Here is a 22,725-nt window from a genome sequence, read left to right as displayed (position 1 = left end):
GAGATGAGAGAGGTGACCTTATGCGTACCTATCATGTACTTCAAGTGTTGCGCCCGATGCAGGGCGGCATGCGTCGTCATGTGCTGGATTTGATTCAAGGCTTGCAAGACGCCGGACACCGTGTTACGGCGGCGTGCCCGAAGAAAACGGCGCTTTTTCAAGAACTCAGGAGTTTGGTTTCGACCGTGCCGTTTCCGCTCGATGACGGGATGAATCCAATCTCCGACTGGCTGGCTGTGCGGCATCTGCAGAAAGTCATGCGGCGGGAGAAGTTTGACATCGTCCACCTGCACGGGGCCAAAGCGGGCTATGTCGGACGGTTTGCCGTGCGCGGTATCGAACCCCGCCCGGCTGTGCTCTACACCGTCCACAACCACGTCCTGCCCCGCCAAGCTCTTTTGAAAAAAGCGATGAACGCGCTGGAGCGCCGCCTCGCCGTCGACACCGACCGCATCATCGCCGTGTCCGATTCGCTGCGACAAGAAATTCGCTTGTCACACGGCGTGGAAGAGTACCGTTCGGTGACGATTCGCAACGGCATACAAGGCCCGCCGCCGCTGACTCGACGCTATGCGCGTGCTGTGCTTGGTTGTGAAGACGACGATCGCGTGGTGATCGCGTGCATCGGGCGGATGGTGCCGGAGAAGGGAATCGACAGGCTGCTCGAAGCGTTCACGATTTTATTGTCGCGAGGCTTCGATGCCGAACTGGTTCTGATCGGCGACGGGCCGATGTTGTCCGACTATCAATATCTCGCAGGCAAAGTCGGTCTCGCCCGCGTGCGTTTTCTCGGCGAAGTGCCGAACGCCGCACAGGTGTTGCCGGGCGTGGACATCGCCGTCTGCCCGTCGAGGCAGGAGGGTCTGGGCCTCGTCGCCATTGAAGCGATGTTGGCGGGTCGTCCCGTAGTCGCAAGCGATGTCGGCGGGTTGCCGGAAGTGGTCGTGCATGGCGAGACAGGTCTGCTCGTCCCGCCGGAAGACTCGGTTTTGCTCGCGAGTTCCCTGTGCTATTTGATCGAACGGCCGGATGTGCGCGAGCGAATGGGACGTCTCGGCTCTCAACGGGCACAGGAGCATTTTTCCCGACACGGGATGATGCAGGCGGTGCTCAAGGAATATGACGCGGTGATGGAGAGTCGCCAAGGAGTGATCGTATGAGAAAAAAATTCAGGCTCGGCGGTGGCCTGTTGGTGTTGCTGATGCTGCTCTCTCTGGCGCTGCCCGTCTCGTCAGCACGTGCCGCAGATGATATTGCGTATTCCAACGATCCCGTGAAGACCCAGCGGCAAGTGGTCTTGCTGTTGCTCGACGGGTTGCGCCTTTCGGACATTACGCCTGAGCGGACGCCGAACCTCTGGCACATGCAAGAGGTCGGCTCCATCGGCGTCATGAACTTGAACACGCTCGGAAGCAAAACGGACGTCAACGCCGCCCTCACCATCGGGGCAGGCAGTCGTTCGGGGGCGAATCTCTCGTCGGTTGAAGCGTATGAAGCGGGAGAGACGGTTCAGCAAGACGGCCAGACGGTAACGGGGCGCGACCTCTATATCCGACATATGGGCAAGGAACCGACGGCGGGCGTTGTTTTGCCGCAATGGCCGCAATTTCTCGAAAGCGTGGACAAGCAAAAAGGAAATCCCTCCACGGTGGGTCTGCTCGGCGATATCATCCACGAACCGGGCGGCAAAACGGCTGTTATTGCCAATTCCGACTGGGGCGGGGAAGTTAACCGTTCGGCGGCGTTGATTGCGACGGACAGCCAGGGACAGGTGGATTTCGGTTCTTTTCAAGCCGGTCGAGTAGCGGACCCTTCGCGTCCGTACGGAGTGCGGACCGATGTGAGCGCTTTTTTCGAAAGCTATCGAAAAATCAAAGAGCATGCCCAGTTCCTCGTGCTGGAGCCGGGAGATTTGACACGCTGGATGAAGTCCCGTGATCTCATGCAAGACCAGCAATCCCAGCGGGCCTATGATCTGGCGCTTCGTGACGGGGACGCATTGCTTGGCAAACTGCTGGGAGATGCGAGTCCGACGACGTTGGTCGCTGTGACAACACCTGTGAAAAACCCCGCTTCCGACGCGCCCGCTCTGGCGCCGGTATTGATGGCGGGGGGAGATGTGATGGCAGGCGGGATGCTTACGTCCACGACAACGAAGCGCAAGGGCCTCATCGCCAACTACGACCTCGCGCCGACGTTTGCAAGTTATCTGCGCGGGCTTGGCTTCGTGGCAAATCGGTACGGATGGGTGGGACAGCCTGCCGTTTCCCAGACGGTGATGAATACGCAGGTGGACAATCTCAATCTCTTGAACGGGATCGTGGATCGAATGCTCGTGCCAAGCAACGCCCGTTCGGTGTTGATCAAAGGTTGGATCAACACGTGGATTGGGCTGGCGGCGTTGATTTTGCTTGCGGAGTTGTTCCGCAGAAATTGGTTGCGATTCCTCGCGCCGATCTCGGAATGGATGCTGGTATTTCCGCTCTCGTGGTTGTTTGTCCCGCTATTCCATCCGGTGAACACGGAGCAGACCGTTTGGTTTTCACTCGGGCTCAGCGTTTCGCTGTGGCTGATGGCACGCGGGTTCCGCGATCCGTTGGTACGGCTTGGAACGATCGCCGGGCTGACCGTCCTGACGCTCGTGGTGGACATGCTGATCGGAGGACCGCTTTTGGAACTCGCCGTACTGTCCTATGATCCCATCGCCGGAGCCCGTTACTATGGCATCGGCAACGAGTACATGGGCGTTCTGCTCGGGTCGCTTTTGCTGAGTCTTAATGCCCTGAACCGTACACGAAGCAAGCTTTCGCAGCGCGGGAAGGCGTGGGCGACGGCGCTTTTTCTAGGCGTGATCTATCTGTTTGCTGCTCCCCGCATCGGGACGAACGCCGGCGGAGCGTTGGCAGCCGCCGTGGGATGCACGTATGCGCTGATGCAGTTCAGTCACTGGCGGATGTCACGCAAAAATTGGGTGTGGCTCAGTCTAGCTTCCACAGCCGTCATCTTCGGGATGCTCACGCTCAATGTGATGCTTCCAAACACGGAGCAGACGCACATCGGACGCGCCGCTCAGGGATTGATGGATGGTAAATTCTCAGATCTCTACCAGATCGCGATGCGCAAAGTGCAATTGAACTTCCTGCTCCTGCGCGTCTCGGCGTGGGGCAAGCTGTTCCTGCTGTTGCTCGCGTTTCTGGTCCTGCGCATCTACCGTCGCAAAAACGCCACCCCCGTGCTCCGACGCAACGGGCGGATGGTGCTGACGGCAGCTCTTGCGGCGTTTCTGTTCAACGACTCCGGCGTCGTCGCGGCGGCGCTGGCTCTGCTCTATGCAACCGTGCCGCTGGTGGAAGCACAACCAAGACGTGAGATGGAATTCCGCAATTGGGACATACTAGCTAATGACACGGCTCCACAAGAATGAAGTATGAGGTGACATACATGACCAACGAATTCACTTGGAAGGTTGGCGGGGCCCAAGGTGAGGGGATCGACTCCACCGGGGAGATCCTCGCGACCGTGCTCACGCGGATGGGCTATTACATATTTGCCTATCGCCATTTCATGTCGCTCGTCAAGGGCGGCCACACGAACTACAAAATTCGTGCGTCGACCACCGACCATGTCTACTACCACGGCGACGATCTCGACATGCTGGTCGCGTTCGACCAACTCTCGATCCAAGAAAACGAGGACGAACTGATCGAGGGCGGCATCATCTTACACGATGCGAAGTTCCAAGCGCAAACCAAACGTGAGGGTCTGCGCGTCTGCTCCGTGCCGCTGCTCGACATGGCGAAGGAGCTCGGCAACCCGATCATCAAAAACATGGTTGCCGCCGGAGCTTCTGCCTACGTGCTGGACATCGACCCGAGCAACTTCTACGAACAGATCGAACAGCAATTCGGCAAAAAAGGCCAAGAGCTCGTCGATCTCAACAAGACCGCGTTTAACAAAGGCTACGACTACATCAAGGAAAACTACCCGGACGTTCGCCGTCCGGCGCCCCAAGCAACCCGTCCGTCCAAAGGCTATCTGCTCATGAATGGCAACGAAGCGATCGGTCTCGGCGCTGTCCTGAACGGGTGCCGCATCCTCGCGGCGTACCCGATTACGCCGGCGACGGAGATTCTGTACTGGGTGCTTGCCAATCTGCCGAAGTACGGTGGGAAAGTGTTGCAAGCGGAAGACGAAATCGCCGCTTGTATCATGGCGATCGGGGCGAACTACGCAGGCGTGCGCTCGATGACTTCGACGTCCGGACCGGGCCTGTCTCTGATGATGGAAGCGCTCGGCATGGCCGGCATCTCCGAGACGCCGCTGGTTATCGTAGACGTTATGCGCGGCGGTCCGTCGACCGGTCTGCCTACGAAAACGGAGCAATCGGACGTCAACGGTGCGCTGTTCGGCTCCCACGGCGAAACGCCGCGCGTCGTGATCGTCCCGACTTCGATCCCGGACTGCTTCTACCAGATCGGTCGTGCCTTCAACCTCGCAGAAGAGTACCAACTGCCGGTCATCGTCTGCTCCGACCTGCTGATTGGGATGAACAAAATGGGCTTCCAAGACCTCGACCTCTCCACCGTCGACATCGCGCGCAAAAACATCGTCACCCAAGAGCAACTCGATGCCTTGGAAAAGGGCGCGTTCAAACGCTACAGCCTCGACACCGAATCGGGCGTCTCCTCACGCTCCATCCCCGGTATGAAAAACGGCCGCTACTGCGCCCTGACCAACGAGCACGAAGAGACGGGCTTGGAGATCGAGGACGTGCCGATGCGCAAAGCGCAGATGGAAAAACGCTTCCGCAAACTGGACGTGTTGGAGAAAAACATCAACGACTGGGGCTTCGAGTACAAAGGCGCCGAGACGCCGGACGTGCTGATCGTCGGCATGGGTTCGACCCAAGCGCAGATCGAAGAAGCGACGAGGCAAATGGACGGCCTCTCGTGGGGTCACCTGCAATTCCGCTGCTTGGCACCGTTCCCGAAAGACACGCAAAAATATTTCCAAGCAGCGAAAAAAGTCTACGTCATCGACAACAACTACACGGGTCAACTGACCGGCCTGATCGCTCGCGAGATCGGCTTCCACGACAAGCTGACTCCGGTGTTGAAGTACGATGGCAATCCGTTTACGATTCGCGATATCGTCACAGCGGTGAAGGGGTGATTTGAGACATGGCAACGATGGCTGACTTTCGGTATGACAAAGCGACTTGGTGTCCGGGATGCGGAGACTTCTCCGTCCTCGCCGCCCTGCAACAAGTCTGTGTAAGAATGGGCCTTGAACCGGAGGACGTCTGCTGCGTCTCGGGGATTGGTTGCTCCGGGAAAATCTCGCAGCACTTCGGCTCCTACGGTTTCCACTCCCTGCACGGTCGTTCTCTGCCGACGGCGCAAGGGATCAAGATGGCCAACCAAGACCTGACCGTCATCGCGGCAGGCGGGGACGGCGACGGCTACGGCATCGGGGTGGGGCACTTCGTCCACGCCTGCCGCCGCAACGTCGACATCACCTACATCGTCATGGACAACCACATCTACGGCCTGACCACCGGCCAATCGTCCCCGACGTCAAAAAAAGGCTTCAAGACCAAAACCTCTCCGCAAGGCGTTGCCGAAGAGCCGATCAAACCGCTGGAGCTGGCGATTGTCTCGGGAGCTTCGTTCGTCGCACAAGCGTTCTCCGGAGACCTCAAGCAACTGCAACGCTTGATCGAAGAGGGGATGAAGCACAAAGGCTTCTCGCTGATCAACGTGTTCTCTCCGTGCGTGACGTTCAACCGTGTCAACACCTACGAATGGTTCAAGGAGAACATCGTCAACTTCGATGAAGAGGAAGGCTACGACCCGACCAACAAAGCGATGGCGTTGCAGCGCATCGCAGAGACCGACTCGGTTTGCACGGGCATCCTCTACCAAGAACAACGCCCGGCCTTCCACGAAGTCGTGCTCGGTGCAACGGAGCAAGGTACGGTGAAAGTACCTTTGGAAATTCCGAATGACGAAATGCAAGCGCTGATCGACCAATTCCGTCGCGCGTAGTTGACGAAAAAACCCCCTCGGCATCGAGGGGGTTTTTTATATTGTATATGCCATCGAAAATAATCAAGGATACTTCTTCATCTATAGACTTTTTTTGCGGAAACCGCAATAATTATAATAGTCATTAGGCGATTGACAATCGCTCTTTTTTTTGAATCGAAAGGAGACAACTCAATGTCTTTTTCTCATAGCTTGCCTGAGGCGCAGGAACCGCCCACACGGCAAGAAACTCCCGTGCGCATCGTCGGGATCGGTGCATCGGCTGGCGGTTTGGAGGCGTTGGAGCGGTTTTTCGATTTCGTTCCGTCCGCCACTGGGGCCTCCTATGTGATCGTGCAACACTTGTCCCCCGAGCACAAGAGCTTTATGGCGGAACTGCTGGCACGGCATACCACGATGCACATCTCCGTCGTGACGAACGAACTGAAGATTGAACCGAACCAAATCTACTTGATTCCCCCACGAAAATTTATGACCGTACGGGACGGGGTCTTGAGACTGAACGACTATGCAACCAAACGCGATTCGCTTCAGCCGATTGACGATTTCTTCGAATCGTTGGCTGGCGATCAAGGATCAAACGCCATCGCGGTCATTCTCTCCGGAACCGGAACAGATGGGACACGCGGCATTCGGGCGATCCATGATGTGGGCGGTCTCGTCATGGTGCAAAGCGAAGCATCGGCTGCTTTTGAAGGCATGCCCCGCAGCGCCATCTCCACCGGGCTCGTCCATCATGTGCAGACCCCGGAAGAATTGGCACGCAAGTTGCTGGGCGTCCTCGTGCCTTTAGATACGAATGATGTTGAAGAAATTCTGCCTGCCCTCTACCAGTTGCTCAAGGACAGCCACGGCATCGACTACTCCGGCTACAAGCGAGCGGGGGTCGTTCGGCGGGTCGAGCGACGGATGAAGCTGAAAAGCATCTCCTCTCCGGTCGGGTATCGTGAGTATATCGAGAGTCATCCCGAAGAAATCAGCGCGTTGCAAAAAGATCTGCTGATCGGGGTCACGCACTTTTTCCGCGACCCGGAGGCGTTCGCCGCCTTGTACGAAAAAGTGATCCCGTCCATCGTCGAGCACAAGTTGAAAAGCGGCGAGAAAGAGATTCGCGTCTGGGTGTCCGCCTGCTCAACCGGTGAGGAAGCCTACACGGTGGCGATGTTGTTCCAGCAGTACTTGAGGGAGCACGGCCACGATTTGGACTTGCGAATTTTCGCCACCGACCTCGATCAAGAATCGGTGCAGTACGCGAGCCTTGGCAACTATCCGTTGCAGTTGGAAGAAGATGTGCCCAAGGAGTACGTGGAGCGCTACTTCATCCGACACGGCGATGCCTACCAAGTGACCAAGGAACTGCGCAAGCCGATCGTGTTTGCGCCGCACAACATCATCCAAGACCCGCCGTTCCTCAACATGGATTTGGTCACGTGCCGCAACATGATGATCTACTTCGAAGCGGATGTGCAGAAAAAAGTCCTGAGCCTGTTCCATTTTTCCTTGAACAAATACGGCTACCTCTTCCTCGGACCCTCCGAGAGCGTCGGCAAGTTGACCCATCTGTTTGAACACTACGACAAGCGATGGAACATCTTCCGCCATGCCATCACCTCCCCCACGATGCAGGTCAAGACACAGACCACACTCGACATGCTCGGTAGCGCCGGGACAACTGTTCGTCAGGGGAATCGCGAGTTGACTCATACGCCGGTTCCCCAGCCGTTGCGCAAACTCGATGACGTCTATTCGATGCTGATCGAAGAATACATGCCGCCGTCGATCTTGCTTGACGGGAACAACGATGTCGTCCACACGTTCGGAGATCTGAGCAAGTACCTCGTCATCCCGCGCGGCAAACTGTCCTTTAACATCCACAAGATGGTCTCCACGCCGCTTTCGGTCTTCATCGGAACCGCTCTGCACAAAGTGCGAAAAAACGACCAGCCGGTCCGCTACCTTAACGTCGCCATTCCCGGTGTCGAGGGCCAGCAGATCACCGTCAACATCACCGTCAAAAAATTCAAAGCGGCTCGCAACAACGACTTGCTGCTGTTGCTTTTTGAAGAATCGGACAACGAGACCATCCCGACGCTCATCCCCACTCCGTACAATCCGGATGACAACGTCAAGCTCCGCATCGAAGAGCTCGAACGGGAACTGTCGTACGCCAGAGAGAGTTTGCAAGCGACCATCGAAGAGTTGGAAACGTCCAACGAAGAACTGCAAGCGACCAACGAAGAAATGATCGCCGCCAACGAAGAGATGCAAAGTACCAACGAAGAACTGCAGTCGGTCAACGAGGAATTGTTCACGGTCAATGCGGAGCATCAGCGCAAGATCTTGGAATTGACAGAACTGAACAATGACATGGACAACTTCTTGATCTCCACCAAAATCGGCACGATCTTCCTCGATCATGATCTCTGCATTCGCCGGTTCACGCCTGCGGTCACCAAAGTGATTCACCTCTTGGAGATCGACATCGGTCGTCCGCTCTCCCATATGTCGCATCGTTTGAAGTACGACCGCTTGCTGGAGGACGCACGTGAAGTACTGACCCATGTCGTTCCGACGGAGCGAGAGATTCAGACGGTAGAGGGCGATTGGTACAGTGTGGGGATCTTGCCGTACCGCACCGTTGAGAATCAAATCAAGGGTGTTGTCGTCACGTTTGTCGACATCACCGACTTGAAGCGTGCGAACCAAGAGTTGCAAAAACTCTCCTATGCGATTCAGCAAAGCCCGAGCACGATGCTGATTGCCGATGTCGAAGGCAAGGTCGAGTACGTCAACGCGACCTACTCTCGCTTGACCGGATATGAACTGAACGAAGTGCTCGGCCGTTCCATGCGCGACCTTCATGAAGTGAGCGGAGCCGGCGGAGTGGAGTTTGAGGAGATTTGGAGAACGATTCGCCAAGGGCGTCGCTGGTCCGGGGAGTTGGAAAGTCTCCGCAAAGACGGTCTGTCACGCTGGGAGCAAGTTTCGTTCCTGCCCTTGCAGAACGAGACGGGCGAAACGATCCACTTCCTCAAAACCTCGCAAGACATCACCGAACACAAGCGTACCGAGGAACTTCTGCGCAAATCGGAAATGCACTCCGCAGTCGGTCAACTGGCGGCCGGGATCGCACACGAGATTCGCAACCCGCTTACGGCGCTCAAGGGATTCCTCCAACTGCTCCACGTCGAAGGTGACAAGAACGAAACCTACGTCAAGATCATGTCGTCGGAGTTCGTCCGGATTGAGCAGATCATCAATGAATTGCTGATGCTCTCCAAACCGCACGAGCTGAACTTCCATCGGGCGAACTTGGCCGTGATCCTCAATGACGTGCTGATGCTCTTGGAAACCCAAGCGATCATGAATCAGATTCACATCAATTCCGAATTGGCGAACCCGCTACCATTTGTCGAATGTGTGGAGAACCAAATCAAGCAAGTCTTGATCAACATGCTCAAAAACGCGATGGAAGCCATGCCGTCCGGCGGCGAAATCACGTTCACCGTCCGCCGGCACGATCAAAACCATGTTCTCATCCGCATCCAAGACCAAGGCATCGGGATCCCCGAAGAACAACTGCGTCGCATCGGGGAACCGTTCTACACCACCAAGGACAAAGGCACCGGGCTCGGGATCATGGTCAGCAAGAAGATCATCGAAGACCACGGCGGTCGTTTCCAGATTTCCAGCATTGTGGGCGTCGGCACGACGATCGACATCATCTTGCCAACCCTTCCGTAAGCAAAAAAAGAGACCCGATCCGCAAACGGATCGGGTCTTTTTTATCGAAAGAGATCTTCTAATTGATCCAACTCGGCTTCCAGCAACGTGACATACGCGGTCTTGCCCGCATCGACAAGCGTGGGGCGGAGGATGTGCAGCAGGTCGCGCATCGTGCGAACGTGCATCCTCGCCGTGCGCAGGGAGTCTTCTCGCACCGTCGGTTTGGGGGAGGGAGGCGCTTCTATGAGCGTCCCCCCGTATTGAACCTGTTCTTGCAGGCGGCGTAACTGCTCGACGACTTGCAGCAGTTCGTCATCCTTGGACCAACAGGTGATCTGCGCGTGTCCGCTTTCCATCCGCCAATGTTGGCTGACATCAAACAAAAGCAGGTGGCCGCTCGTGTCCACCAAGTTCAACTCCAGATGCGACAAGTGCGACGTCGGATGAAGCAGACGTCGGGCTTTGGTACGGCTGTCATGATCAACGATCTCCAGAAAGTTAGAAGCGGGTTCGAACAACGAGAGAGCTGCTTGGGACGCGTACAAGATGTTCAGTTCGCCATCGACTTCAAACGACGGCATCGGAAGCGGTTCGCGCTCAGGATGTGGCACGTTGCACGCCTCCATACAACCACTGTGCCAAGTGAAGCAGGTCGTTCACGAGAACGGTCTGTTCGGACACATAGGGTGTCAAATCGCAGAGAGAAACCAGTCGTCCACCGACCAAAACGGTCGGGGAGTGATCCAGCGCTTCCAGCGTATTCACGTACAATTCCAGCGAGGGCAAGTTTCGAGTGATCGACAGGGTGATGCCAATCGCGTCGGGCTTCCAGCGCGACGCCGCGTTGACCGCGTATTCCAACGGCAGGTCTGCTCCAAGGAAGCGAACTTGCCATCCGGCTTCGCGAAACTGAGAGGCGACCATGCGCAACCCCAGGATGTGACGTTCCTGTTCCATTCCGAACAGCAGCACACGTTTGGAGGCGCCCTTGTAAACGACTGGCTTGGCGGCCAGACTTGACTCGAAACGGGAGAGCAAGACTTCACACACGCCGGTGGCGAGGTGTTCATCTGCGACCGAGATCGCATCGCGTTCCCACAGCCGTCCGATGTGGTACAGTGCAGGAGTCAGCAAGCGGTGATAGAGAAACAGGGAGTTCTGGCCCGCTCTCGTATACCGCTCCAACTCGGTCCAAGCGAGTTCAAGGTCGGCTGTCAACAGATGCTCAGCAAAACGCTCTGCTTCCAAATTCATAAGCAGTCCTCTACTTTCTCGAAGAAATACGTACTCAATCTTCAACTTCTATTATAGCAAAAAAGGCTCTCGTTTCCCTTGGGAGGACGAGAACCTTTTTATGAAAATTCTTACTTGGCTGGTTTGGTTTCCTTGCCCGTGCTTTTGTACGTGCCGTCCGCTTGCAATTCGAAGCGTTCCAGGCTGAAGCTGCCGTCTTTTTTCTTCATCCCGATGGCAAATGCACTGCCGTCTGTGGAGATGAAGATGCCGGGCGTGGAGTCTTGCGTTTGCCAACCGGAGTTGGAAATCCCCGTGGTGACGGCCTTTGCGAGAGCCAGTCCTTGCTTCTGGTCGAGCGCAAGTTTCTCGACTTGACCGAGACCGAGGCTCGGAATGGCCGTTGCGGGCAATTCCATGTAATCGCTGGACAGACCGTAGGCGGCACGAACATCGTCGTGCGTCTGCGAGTCCGGCGTCGTGGCGGCGGGCTCTTGGGTGGACGGTTGGGTTTGTTGTTGATCTGGTTGTTTGGGCGTATTCTGCTGGGCGGTATCCTGTTTGTCAGACGTGCAACCTGCGAACAAGAAGGTAAGCAGCAGCGCCAGTGCGGCTTTTTTCATCGACATTCGCTCCTTCCCTTGTCCAAAAGTACCACAAGTAGGAAGGCATTTACAAGCGGATGCGGAATCGGAAGAATCCAGCTTCTCGGAAGGCTTGGTAGAGGATGACGAGCGCCGGCCCGACGATCAACCCCATGAAACCCAGCACCATGAACCCGAGATACATCGAGATCAAGGTGGCGAGCGCCGAGATGCCGAGTGAATTGCCGAGAATCTTCGGCTCGACGATGCGGCGGAAGATGATGATCAGCACGTAGAGAATCAGCAAACCAAAGCCGAGCGACCGGTTGTCCGACAGAAAGGCGTACGTCGCCCACGGCACGATCACAGCGCCCGTTCCCAGCACCGGCAGAAAATCGACGATCACGATGATCAGCGAGACGGCGAGCGCGTACTTGACGCCGAGAATCCACAACCCGACCAACACGAGGTCGTAGGTGAGGAACGAGATCAAGACCTGCGCTTGCAAAAAGCCGATGATGGCACGGTTGAGGTTGTTCAAGATCATCCGCACTTTGACTTGGGTGCTGTCTTCAAACAGCCCGAGGAAACCGCGCACGAGACCGGGCAAGTCGAGCAGGAACAGAAACAGCGAGATCACGTAGACGGTGGAGACGATCAGCAAGTTCGGCAAGGATCGAACGAGGGTGACGATCCCGGAGAGCACCGTGGTGGTCAGACCGTTGAGCGAATCGAGACCTCCGGAAGCTGCTTGTTGAAGTTTGGCGGCGGTGGCAGCCGGGAGTTGCTCGTAATAGCCTTGCAGAGTGGTGATCCAGCTCTGGATCGGCCCTGCAATCTTGGCGAAATACTCCGGCAGCGTTTGCGAGAGGTCGATGATTTCCACCACCATCCGCGTGGTCAAGAAGTAGAGCAAACTCAAGACGATCAAGAGAAACCCCGTGAACGTGATCGTCACGGCCCAGATGCGTTTGAAGCGCAGGCCTTTTTGGATCATGCGGACGAGCGGTTCCAACACGATGGCCGTGATGAGCGCGAGCAGGATCGGCACGCTGTGTGGCAAGATGAAGTACGCCGCAACGGCGAGGATGAGGAACCAGAAGATGCGGGTGTAGGGGAACATGGTCAACTCCTTTCTCCCTCTTCTATCTATATCCTCATTTCCAAAAAAAGAGACCGAGCCACGGGGGCCGGTCTCTTTTTTTGTCTTGGCTTAGTTTTCTTCGTCTTCGTACTCTTCTTCGAATTCTTCGACCGCTTCTTCGAGATCTTCGACTGCGTCGTCGTAGTCTTCGATGGCAGCTTCGAGGTTGGCAACCGATGCGTCCATTTCGGCGGAGATCGCTTCGAGGTTGGCGACCGATTCGTCGATGCTGTCTTGGAAGTCGTCGAGGCCGAGTGCGTCTTCGATCGCATCTTCTACGATTTCTTCTACAATTTCATCGACGGCAGCTGCGACCAGACCGCCGACCAAGCCACCGACGATCGCGGAGCCGAGTTCGGAGTCGTGGGATTCGTGCGAGTGGACGTGAGATTCATGATGCCCGTGGGACGCATGCGTCGCGTGGCCATGTGCGCCGTGACCTGCGCTGTGAATTTCTTGCTCCAGGAAGTCGACCAACACCGCCGTTGCGTTCTCGACGGAGGTCAAGTGGCCGTAGCCGATGAACACGGTCGGGGTGGTTTCGATTTCCTTGCCGAAGCCGCCGGCCTTGTGGTCGAGTTCCACGTACAGACGCACGCCTTCTTCTTCGAGCAGGAAGATCACTTCAAGTTCGGACAGACGACCGTGGAAGGCACCGCCGACCGGCTTGTATTCAAATTTTTGGAAATGGCCTTCCATCTCGCCGGAATCTTCCTTGGGAGCAAAGCCGAGATGATGGATGGCTTCTTGGATCAGGCCGACCGGTTCTGCCGGCAGCACGTAGAAATCATCGAAGTCATGCTTATCCACAGCACCCGGGATGTCGAGTTCCGTGTGCACGGAAAATTTCACGTAAGGAGAGGACTGCGGGAGGGAAGGCAGGGTGTATCGGAGCGGGAATTGCAGATCATCGCCTTCGCGGACGACCAGACCTTGGACGATGTTGATCTTGGCGATTTCGTGGGTTTGCTCGTCATCGCCGTGTTTGACGTTCATGATCAGGTTGACGTTGACGGCGTCCACTTTGGTTTCGCCGTTGCCGCCTTTGATCATGATCGTGCCGCGGAGTTCTTCGCCGACTCGTGCGCGGTCAGATTCCAGAACCAGATTGACAGACGCAGAGCCGATGCCGATTTTGTTAAGGAGTTTTTTGAACACTGCTAAATCCCTCGCTTTTGATTGGGTTAAGGATCACTCATATTGACAGTATAACGAAAAGTTGGAAATTATTCCATACCCGCGTCATGATCAATAAGGAAATCAAAAGCGCGAACCTTTAACAGCGAGGTAAACATGATGATCAGGAACGGGGCGAGGATGACGCCGACGAATCCGATCGCTTGGTAAGCGGCGTACATGACGACCAGTGTGACCAGCGGATCGAGGCCGATCGATTCGGCGAGAACTTTAGGTTCCAGCACTTGGCGGACGGCGACGATCAACCCGTAGACGATCAACAGCCCGATGCCAAGTTTCGTGTTGCCGGTTGCCAGCATGTACAGCGCCCAAGGGACGAACAGCGAGCCCGTGCCGAGCAACGGCAGGATGTCGAGGAACGCCGCGAGCAAAGACAGGGTGAACGCATACTCGACGCGCAAGATCAGCAGGCCGGCGAGGGCTTGTACATATGTGATGAAGATGAGAATCAACTGAGCGCGCAGATAGCCGAACGTCGCTTTGCCGAGATCATCGAGCACGACGTCGCCGCGCTTGCGAATTTCCGGGTGCAGCAAGCGGAGGAAGCGGACTTGCCAGAGGCGGAAGTCTTTGGAGATGAAGAACGCGATCAAGAGTGAGAGGACGAAAATGGTGACGGTGGACGGGACGGAGAGCACGGTGTCTTTCATCGAGTTGAGCAGGCCGGTGCCGAATTTGGTCAGGGCTGTGGCGATGTCGTTCATCGTGTCCTGCACTTTGGCGGACATCTCGGGAGAGAGCGTACCGTAGAAGTCCACAGCTCCGTGGACGAAGTCTTGCACACGAGCGACGAGCCCGGTGGACATTTCGGGAACTTGTCTCCCGAAGGAAGCCAACTCGATCACCAGTTTGGCGATGAGCAGGGTGACCAATGTGAAACTCCCGCCGAAGAATACGACCAGCGTTGTCAAAGTCGCAAGCGACCGGGGCAGTTTCAACCGGCAAAGCAGTTTCACGACGGGCTCGATCAAAACGGCGATCAAGATCCCGAACAGCAAAGGCACGACGAACGGCAGCACCCACTTGCCGCTGATCCAGATCAACCAGCCAAACGCCAACCACAGCGCGAGGTTGACGATGGAGAGGAAATGCTTCGTGACAAAGGCTAGCATGGGAACCTCCTTTTTTGATGGAATTGGTAGGTAAATCATACCAGAATTTGCGGGAGAGTGGTATCGGCATCGCTAACACCGTAAGCGAGTTTACAGAATGCAAAAACTTCCTATGCTAGTATCGAGACAAACTCGTATGTTGGAGGGATTTACCCATGGCAGAAATTACCGTCGGCACGCAAGCGCCGGACTTTACGCTTCCGGCCAGCACCGGTGAGAACTTGACGTTGAGCGACCTGCGCGGCAAGAATGTCGTGCTCTACTTTTATCCGAAGGACGATACTCCCGGATGTACGACACAGGCTTGCGGCTTCCGCGACCTGCACGCAGCGTTTGGCGACTTGAACACCGTCATCCTCGGCGTCTCTCCGGACCCGGTCAAGAAACACGAAAAGTTCATCTCGAAGTATGAACTTCCTTTCATCCTCCTCGCCGATGAAGAGCATACTGCTCTCGAAGCGTACGGCGTCTGGAAAGAGAAGAACATGTACGGCAAAAAGTACATGGGTGTCGAGCGCACCACGTTCCTGATCGACAAGGACGGCAACATCGCCCAAGTCTACCCCAAGGTCAAAGTCGCCGGACACGTCGACAAAGTCTTGGAAGACGTCAAAAATCTCGCGTAACCCAGGAGGCACCTACATATGGAAAACTTCACATTTTACAACCCGACACGCCTGATCTTTGGTCGCGACCAAGTGCAAGCGCTGCAAACCGAACTGCCGAAGTACGGCAAAAACATCCTCGTCGTCTACGGCGGCGGCTCCGTGAAGAAAAGCGGGCTCTACGACAACGTCATGAACCAGCTTAAACAACTCGACGTCAATGTCTTCGAACTGCCGGGCGTGGAACCGAACCCGCGCCTGTCGACCGTACACAAGGGCGTTGACATCTGCAAGAACGAGAACATCGACTTCCTGCTCGCAGTCGGCGGCGGCTCTGTCATCGACTGCACGAAGGCGATTGCGGCCGGTGCGAAGTATGACGGCGACGCATGGGATTTCATCTCGCACAAAGTCGAAGCAACCGACGCCCTGCCGTTTGGCACCGTCCTGACGCTGGCGGCGACCGGCTCCGAAATGAACGCAGGCTCCGTCATCACCAACTGGGAAACCAAAGAGAAACTCGGCTGGGGCTCGGAAGCGACCTACCCGAAATTCTCGATCCTCGATCCGGTGAACACCTTCACGGTGCCGCGTGAACACACCATCTACGGCATGGTCGATATGATGTCGCACGTGTTCGAGAGCTACTTCTCGCACAGCACCAACACGCCGTTGCAAGAGCGTTTCTTGGAATCGATCCTGCGCACCGTCATCGAAACCGCACCGAAACTGCTGGAGAATCTGGAAAGCTACGAACACCGCGAAACGATTCTCTACAGCGGTACGATGGCGCTCAACGGCATGACCTACATGGGCATGCAAGGCGACTGGGCGACGCACAACATCGAGCATGCGGTTTCTGCGGTGTATGACATCCCGCACGGCGGCGGCTTGGCGATCCTGTTCCCGAACAAAATGAAATACGCCGTCGAAAAAGGCGTCGGCATCTCGCGCTTCGTGCAACTCGCCGTTCGCGTGTTCCACGTAGACCCGACCGGCAAGTCCGACCGTGACGTCGCCCTGGAAGGCATCGACCGCCTGCGCGACTTCTGGACGTCGATCGATGCTCCGTCCCGTCTCGCCGACTACGACATCGACGACACCAACCTCGACCTCATGGCCGACAAATGCATGCACGCCGGCCCCTTCGGCGGCTTCCAAACCCTCGACCGCGAAGACGCCAAAGCCATCCTCAAGATGAGCCTCTAAGCAAACACATGCATGCAAAAAAAGCCCCGTGCCGTTCCCGGCCACGGGGCTTTTTCGCTTACTTCTTGCTCTGCTGTTCTTGAACTTCGCAGTCGTGGAGCATGCGGTGCAACTGCTCGGTCACTTCTTCGGTGAACACGTCCGATTCCGGGTCGTTCTCGTAGATTCGCTTCAGCTCATACGCGGCTTCCAGCGTGTACATCTGCTCGGCTGCACGGCGGGCTTTGGCGGTGGAGACCGAGTCGAGGTAGGGGTGGAACGCTACGTACGCCAGTTCGAGGCGCGGCGGGAAGTGGGTGGAGACGACTTTCTTGAGCGCGTTCAGGCAGTACCACTCGCGACCGATGGAATCCTCCAACGCCGGGTTCAACTCTCCGCTCGGGTCCGTTACCGAAAGCGCAGGCATGGCGTTCCACGTCTCCATCAAATTCATCAAATCATGTTGCTTCTCCACCGGGAGCCGATCAAACAGATACAGCAAACGGTCATGTCTATTCATAGGTCTCGTCGAACCCCTTACATCCAAAATGTGTACCATTCACCCACCATTATAGAGAAGTTTGCACAAAAAAACCATTCCTTCGCTTGCAGACAGCGAATTTGTGATATCCTCACAAGTAGACAGCAAAGTAAGGAGGAACTCCCATGACCGAATGGGTGGACAAAGAAAAAGTCTTCAAAGACCCTGTACACGATTACATCTACGTGTTCGATAAATTGATTTGGGATCTCATCAACACCCGCGCGTTCCAGCGCCTTCGTCGCGTGCGCCAACTTGGCACCGCGTATTTGACGTATCACGGCGCGGAACACACCCGTTTCACACATAGTCTTGGCGTCTATGAAACGATGCGCAAAGTCCTGTCGCACTTTGAACGCAAATTCGGCTGGCCGGGCGACGAACGCACCCGTTTGCTCGCCCTCTGCGCCGCACTCTTGCATGACATCGGCCACGGGCCGTTTTCCCATACGATTGAGACCGTGTTTAAATTCCACCACGAAGAATTCTCCCAACGCATCTTGCTGGAAGAACCGGAAGTCAACAAAATCCTCCGCCGTGTCGACGATCAATTCCCGCAGGACGTCGCCGACGTCATCGCCAAAAAAGACAAGTACCCCCTCGTCGTCAAACTCATCTCCTCCCAACTCGACGTGGACCGCATGGACTACCTGCTTCGCGACGCCGTCAACACGGGCGTCACGTACGGGAGATTCGAACTCGAACGCCTGATTCGCGTCATGCGTCCCGAAGGCAACGACATCCTCGTGAAAATGTCCGGTCAACAAACTGTCGAGCAATACATCCTCGCCCGCTACTTCATGTATTCGCAAGTCTACCTGCACCCGGTCACCCTGAGCTCCGACGTTTTGCTCAAACACGCGTTCCTGCGCGCCAAAAAACTTCACGAGCGCGGCCAACAGTTGTTCCTCCCCGAAGAGCTGCAACCTTTCCTTGGCAAAGACAACATGGACGATCTCACCGTCGAAGAATACTTGCGTCTGGATGAGAGCGTGATGATGTACACGTTCCACCGCTGGACCGAATCGGACGATGCGATTCTGCGCGACCTCGCCGACCGCTTCATCAACCGCCGTCTGTACGGCTCAATTCTCACCCGCGAACTCAAAGAAGTCGAAAAACAAACGGTTCGCGACATGTTCCGCGCGCAAGGTCTCAATCCTGAATACTACATCGCATTCGGACACGCCACCGGAGCCGGGTACCACATGTACCGCCAAGGCATCACGTTGGTCGATGACGACGGGGACAAAATGGACATCGCCGACGCCTCGGCTCTCGTCCGCTCGCTCAAACCGCTCACCCAACACCGCATCTTCTGCCCCAAAGAAGTCCTGCGCGGCGAAGGTTCCTACAAGCCGATTCGCGGGTGGTTGGAAGCGTTAAAAATTTAGCGTATATAAATAGGTAGAAAGAAGGTTCACACATGACATACAAGATGCTCATTTCGGACATTGACGGCACTTTGCTGAACTCCAAGATGGAACTCAGCCAAGCGACGATTGAAGCGATTCGTGAAGCGTACGACCAGGGTATCATCGTGACGCTTGCCACCGGCCGCCAACTGCGCGGGGTCGTCGACATCGTGAAGCAAATCGGCATCTCGGTGCCCGTCATCCTCGGCAACGGAGCGGTCGTCGTCGATCCGTTGGAGCAGAAGACCTTGTTGCACCAAACGTTGGATGTAGAGACCACCGATGCGATTCTCGACGTGATCGCAGCGCATGGTCTCTGGTCGAGCGTTTTTGTCCACACGTTTGAAGGGGTCGATACGTATTACGACCAAGACCCCGGATTTGCGGAAGCGTACATTTTCATCCACACGCACATCCCGGAAGTGGTGCAGCAAGTGGAGAGTTTGAAGGACGTAGCCCACTTGCAGCCGATCAAAGTCTTGCTGATCGACAAGACCGAGAAAATTCTGCCGCTCTACGACGATCTGAAAAAACTCCCGCAGAACTTCAACATGGTCATCTCCGACCACGACTGGCCGGGCTTCTCGCTGCTCGAATGCTTCCATTACGGCACGACCAAAGCGTCCGGCATCCAGCATATCGCCGAAGTTTTCAACATCGCGCCTGAGCAGATCGTCGCCGTCGGGGACAACACCAACGATTGGGAGATGATCGAGTTCGCCGGACTTGGCGTTGCGATGGGCAATGCACATCCGTCCTTAAAGGAACGGGCTGACTGGATAACCAAAACGAACGACGAAGACGGTGTAGCTTATTTAATTCGTGAAAAGATGTTAGAATAGAGGCAGTTTCTTCAGGGGTAAAGGGGAGAGGGTCGCAACATGAAAGGGTCAATCACCACGAAGATCATCCTGATCATTTTCTTGCTCTTGCTAGTCCCGATGATTGCGTTGGGTACGTGGATCTACTCGGGGATTGAAAACAGCTACGCCAAGATGGAACAAGAGAGAGGCACCGGCGACCTGCAAGGGGCGCATGAGATGCTGAGTTATATCGGAGAGAATTGGTCGAGTTACGTCAAGACCAACGCCTATTGGGGCGACCTGCACCAAGCGATGACAGACGGGGACTCCACGTGGGTCGAGGACAATGTCCTCAACTTGATGGACACCAACAAGTCGATCGTGGGCATCTACGTCACCGACCTGCAAGGAAATGTCACACAACAACGTGTTGTCGAACCGATTGAGTTCGACGACATTTTGAAAAAAGCGACTTCGTCGCTCCAACAAGAAATGGGTCGCACGGGCCTCATCCAGACAGACCAAGGTCTCATGCTCGTCGGGTTCTCCAAGATCACCGACGAGAAAGGCGAGGAAGAGCCGAACGGTCTGCTGTTCCTCTTGGAAAAAGTCGACCCGGCATTTCTCGCCAATGTGAAATCGGTCAACAATACGCAAATTGTCATGTACAATGGTCAGAACACTTTGTCCACCTACGGTGGATTCGATGCTGAAAAATCTGCCGAACTCTACCAGCAGGTTCAGAACCGCACAGAGCCGTTGGTGCTCTCCAACGTGGTAGACGAAGGGCAGGAAACGATCACGCTCGGGCCGCTGACCGATGTGTTTGGAAGCAAGATCGGATTCCTCGGCACGGAGACCGTTTCGCAAACGGGGGCGTTGATTCGCCATGACTTGTTGCAACGGGCCGGACTTGGCGGAATTGTCGTGTTGCTGCTGGGCAGCGCCGTCGCATTTGCCCTGTACAACCGCTTGTCGAGACCGTTGGCGCGGTTGAGCACCGAGATGGCTCGCGTGGCCGGCGGTGACTTGACGGAGAACGCCGAGATGAAAAAACTCAGTGCCACCTCGTCTCGGGATGAGATGGGGGACATCGTGCGCTCGTTCCTGGCGATGACGGATGGTTTGAAGCATCTCGTTTCCGTGTTGCATGAAGAATCGAACGCTTTGAGTGAACGCAGTCGGGAGTTTGCCGCTTCGACCGAGGAAGCCAAGAGCACGCTGCACCTGATTGCGGCGTCGTCCTCTGATGTCACGTCGATGGTTGACCGCACGTTTGAGCAGATGGAGCAAGCGGGCGAGCAGTTGCATGCGCTGGAGGGTCTCGCTCAGAATATTGCGCATCATTCGGAGATGGCTGTCGATTCGGTTGAACTCATGCGGGAGTCCGCAGGGATTGGACAATCGCAAGTCTCGCGTTCGATCTCCACGATGCAGGATGTGAAGCAAAGTTCTGTCACAAACGAGCAGCGCGTCTTGGCGTTGCAAGCGGTTGCCGAGAGCATTCATGAAATTGTGGATCGCATCAAAGCGATTGCCAAGCAAACCGGGATGCTGGCGTTGAATGCGTCGATTGAAGCAGCTCGGGCCGGGGAGCATGGACGAGGGTTTGCCATCGTTGCACAGGAAGTCGGGAAGCTCTCCGATCAATCGCGGGTGGCGACCGAAGAAATCGAGTCGCTGGTGAGCCGGATTGAAAGCAGCGTGGTCGATGTCTGCGAGACGACCGGCGATCTGCGCGAGCGCTTGGAAGTCGGAGTGGTTGCCGTGCAAGCGACGTCGCAGGCGTTCGCCGAAATTCTGGAGCATGTGGGCAGTGTGGAAGAGCAGATTCGGGATATGCGGGACGAAGCGGGGCAGCAGGCGACGAGCACAGCGGCCGGTGTGGCGGCGGTACGCCATGTTCGCGAGATGACGTCCGAGATGGTCGCAAGCGTCAACGCTGCGTCGAACGCCTCCGAAGAATCTCTGCAAACCATGCAAGTCATCGCCGAGAATTCCAACCAACTCGCCGAACTGGCGGAAGACCTCCGCGAAGACGTCAGCAAGTTCCGCCTGAAATAAAAAAAGACTTGGCCCCGCTCGGGTGCCAAGTCTTTTTTTGCAGAGGAGCCAACACGTCCCTGACTTCTGCAAAAAAAGACTCGGAGCCGTTGTGGCCCGAGTCTTTTTTCGTGCGTGGTCTTACTTCCCTGCACCTGCGATGAAGGGGAGGACGTCGGTCATCGACTGCACGCGTTTGGTGCTTTCGAGGTTGACGCCGATGTCGTGCGGGTCGATGTAGACGGTTTGGGAACCGAGCTCCATCGCCGGGAGAATTTCGTTCACCCAGTTGTCCCCCACCGAGAGGATGTTCTCGTACGGGACGTCGAACTGGTTTTTGATTCGTTCGAACACAGCTTTGGTGCCGGACGGCTTGCGAGCCATGAAGACTTTCTCGTCAAACGACTCCAAGAGCCCGATCTTGTCGAGAATTTTCTCCGAGTCCGGCTGCGGCGAGTTGGTGACGAGCACTTGCTTGACGCCGTTGGCGCGGGATTGTGCAAGCGCGTCTCGCAACCCTTCGATGTTGTTCATGTGGAAGTCCGGCCCCATCATAAACTCGCGGGTCGCCAAGAATGCTTCCGTCGTTTGTGCATCCGTCAACCCGTAATGGCGGGAGATGCAACCCGGAATCCACCAGAGGTCGCCCACGGAGAACATGTCCACGAGGTTGACTTCGACTTTGTCCGGGTAGAGTTCGCGCACTTCCGATTCGGAAAGGGGAGTCCCGTCCCAACGATAGACTTCGCTCACGTCGCCCTTGATCTGCACGAGGATCAGATCGCGGTTGGCGTCGTATGTACGTCCGATGCGCAAGGGATGTTCATCTCGGCGCGCCGTTTCGTAGTCGGTTTGGAAAGCCTCTTGCGCCTCTGCGGGCAGACGCTTCCGGAGTTCTTTTGCATAATAATCAAAGTGATGCGTGTCTTCATACAGCGTACCATCCAGGTCGTAGATGATCAGGCTGACTTTGGAAAGATCCATAGGTAGTACCATCCTTTCTGTGAGACCTATTATAACGCAAATGTAGATTGAGACCAGCACTCGACACGTTTAGTCAAAATTTTACGTCATAACTCTTCCAATC

18 protein-coding genes are annotated in these 22,725 nt (G+C 56.0%); 10 read left to right on the top strand and 8 right to left on the bottom strand.

Annotated features, from left to right (window positions below):
• Positions 1-20: 20 nt before the first annotated feature.
• The 5 genes from JJB07_RS07260 to JJB07_RS07240 all read left to right on the top strand — a co-directional run bounded on the left by JJB07_RS07260 (position 21) and on the right by JJB07_RS07240 (position 9,791).
• Positions 21-1,160, top strand: coding sequence for a glycosyltransferase family 4 protein (locus tag JJB07_RS07260; protein ID WP_201632966.1), 1,140 nt, complete (start codon positions 21-23; stop codon positions 1,158-1,160).
• Positions 1,157-3,424 (top strand): hypothetical protein, encoded by a 2,268-nt coding sequence (locus tag JJB07_RS07255; RefSeq protein ID WP_201632963.1) that lies wholly within the window; start codon positions 1,157-1,159, stop codon positions 3,422-3,424. Before JJB07_RS07260 ends, JJB07_RS07255 begins: the two co-directional genes overlap by 4 nt.
• A 17-nt stretch (positions 3,425-3,441) precedes the next feature.
• On the top strand, positions 3,442-5,172 hold the full coding sequence (locus JJB07_RS07250; protein WP_201632960.1) for a 2-oxoacid:acceptor oxidoreductase subunit alpha: 1,731 nt from the start codon (positions 3,442-3,444) through the stop codon (positions 5,170-5,172).
• Between the two features lie 8 nt (positions 5,173-5,180).
• Complete coding sequence (locus JJB07_RS07245) at positions 5,181-6,047, top strand: thiamine pyrophosphate-dependent enzyme (protein WP_201632957.1); 867 nt, start codon at positions 5,181-5,183, stop codon at positions 6,045-6,047.
• A gap of 174 nt (positions 6,048-6,221) precedes the next feature.
• Complete coding sequence (locus JJB07_RS07240; protein WP_201632955.1) at positions 6,222-9,791, top strand: chemotaxis protein CheB; 3,570 nt, start codon at positions 6,222-6,224, stop codon at positions 9,789-9,791.
• A gap of 41 nt (positions 9,792-9,832) precedes the next feature.
• On the opposite strand, the gene JJB07_RS07235 is transcribed toward JJB07_RS07240, so the two are convergent.
• The 6 genes from JJB07_RS07235 to ytvI (JJB07_RS07210) form a co-directional block, all read right to left on the bottom strand.
• On the bottom strand, positions 9,833-10,384 hold the full coding sequence (locus JJB07_RS07235) for a hypothetical protein (RefSeq protein WP_201632952.1): 552 nt from the start codon (positions 10,382-10,384) through the stop codon (positions 9,833-9,835).
• The gene (locus JJB07_RS07230; RefSeq protein WP_201632950.1) at positions 10,371-11,027 is read right to left on the bottom strand and encodes a cobalamin B12-binding domain-containing protein; all 657 of its coding nucleotides are present in this window, start codon (positions 11,025-11,027) and stop codon (positions 10,371-10,373) included. The genes JJB07_RS07235 and JJB07_RS07230 overlap by 14 nt, the downstream gene beginning before the upstream one ends.
• A gap of 110 nt (positions 11,028-11,137) precedes the next feature.
• Complete coding sequence (locus tag JJB07_RS07225; RefSeq protein WP_201632947.1) at positions 11,138-11,629, bottom strand: hypothetical protein; 492 nt, start codon at positions 11,627-11,629, stop codon at positions 11,138-11,140.
• 49 nt (positions 11,630-11,678) lie between these two features.
• Positions 11,679-12,713, bottom strand: coding sequence for a sporulation integral membrane protein YtvI (ytvI, locus tag JJB07_RS07220; RefSeq protein ID WP_236587929.1), 1,035 nt, complete (start codon positions 12,711-12,713; stop codon positions 11,679-11,681).
• Between the two features lie 90 nt (positions 12,714-12,803).
• Positions 12,804-13,892: a sporulation protein gene (locus tag JJB07_RS07215; protein ID WP_201632941.1), complete on the bottom strand. Its 1,089-nt coding sequence runs from the start codon at positions 13,890-13,892 to the stop codon at positions 12,804-12,806.
• 68 nt (positions 13,893-13,960) lie between these two features.
• Positions 13,961-15,043: a sporulation integral membrane protein YtvI gene (gene ytvI / locus JJB07_RS07210; RefSeq protein ID WP_201632938.1), complete on the bottom strand. Its 1,083-nt coding sequence runs from the start codon at positions 15,041-15,043 to the stop codon at positions 13,961-13,963.
• Positions 15,044-15,198: 155 nt separating this feature from the next.
• On the opposite strand from ytvI (JJB07_RS07210), the gene bcp reads away from it, so the two are divergent.
• Positions 15,199-15,669, top strand: a complete 471-nt coding sequence (gene bcp, locus JJB07_RS07205) for a thioredoxin-dependent thiol peroxidase (protein ID WP_201632935.1) — start codon at positions 15,199-15,201, stop codon at positions 15,667-15,669.
• A gap of 18 nt (positions 15,670-15,687) precedes the next feature.
• Positions 15,688-16,857: an iron-containing alcohol dehydrogenase gene (locus tag JJB07_RS07200; protein ID WP_201632932.1), complete on the top strand. Its 1,170-nt coding sequence runs from the start codon at positions 15,688-15,690 to the stop codon at positions 16,855-16,857.
• Between the two features lie 58 nt (positions 16,858-16,915).
• On the opposite strand, the gene JJB07_RS07195 is transcribed toward JJB07_RS07200, so the two are convergent.
• Positions 16,916-17,356 (bottom strand): hypothetical protein, encoded by a 441-nt coding sequence (locus JJB07_RS07195; RefSeq protein ID WP_201632929.1) that lies wholly within the window; start codon positions 17,354-17,356, stop codon positions 16,916-16,918.
• Positions 17,357-17,502: 146 nt separating this feature from the next.
• Between JJB07_RS07195 and JJB07_RS07190 the strand changes: the two genes are divergently transcribed.
• The 3 genes from JJB07_RS07190 to JJB07_RS07180 are packed head-to-tail and all read left to right on the top strand — an operon-like array spanning position 17,503 to position 21,659.
• Positions 17,503-18,771 carry an HD domain-containing protein gene (locus JJB07_RS07190; RefSeq protein WP_201632926.1) on the top strand — a complete coding sequence of 423 codons (1,269 nt, stop codon included), beginning with the start codon at positions 17,503-17,505 and terminating at the stop codon, positions 18,769-18,771.
• 32 nt (positions 18,772-18,803) lie between these two features.
• Positions 18,804-19,634 carry a Cof-type HAD-IIB family hydrolase gene (locus JJB07_RS07185; protein WP_201632923.1) on the top strand — a complete coding sequence of 277 codons (831 nt, stop codon included), beginning with the start codon at positions 18,804-18,806 and terminating at the stop codon, positions 19,632-19,634.
• A gap of 39 nt (positions 19,635-19,673) precedes the next feature.
• Positions 19,674-21,659 (top strand): methyl-accepting chemotaxis protein, encoded by a 1,986-nt coding sequence (locus tag JJB07_RS07180; RefSeq protein WP_201632920.1) that lies wholly within the window; start codon positions 19,674-19,676, stop codon positions 21,657-21,659.
• A gap of 120 nt (positions 21,660-21,779) precedes the next feature.
• Here the strand turns inward: JJB07_RS07180 and JJB07_RS07175 are convergent, their stop codons facing one another.
• The gene (locus JJB07_RS07175; protein ID WP_201632917.1) at positions 21,780-22,622 is read right to left on the bottom strand and encodes an HAD family hydrolase; all 843 of its coding nucleotides are present in this window, start codon (positions 22,620-22,622) and stop codon (positions 21,780-21,782) included.
• Positions 22,623-22,725 lie beyond the last annotated feature (103 nt).

Source organism: Tumebacillus amylolyticus (assembly GCF_016722965.1).
Classification (GTDB): domain Bacteria; phylum Bacillota; class Bacilli; order Tumebacillales; family Tumebacillaceae; genus Tumebacillus; species Tumebacillus amylolyticus.
Note: the sequence above shows the minus strand (reverse complement) of the source record. Positions and strands in the feature narration are given on the sequence as shown.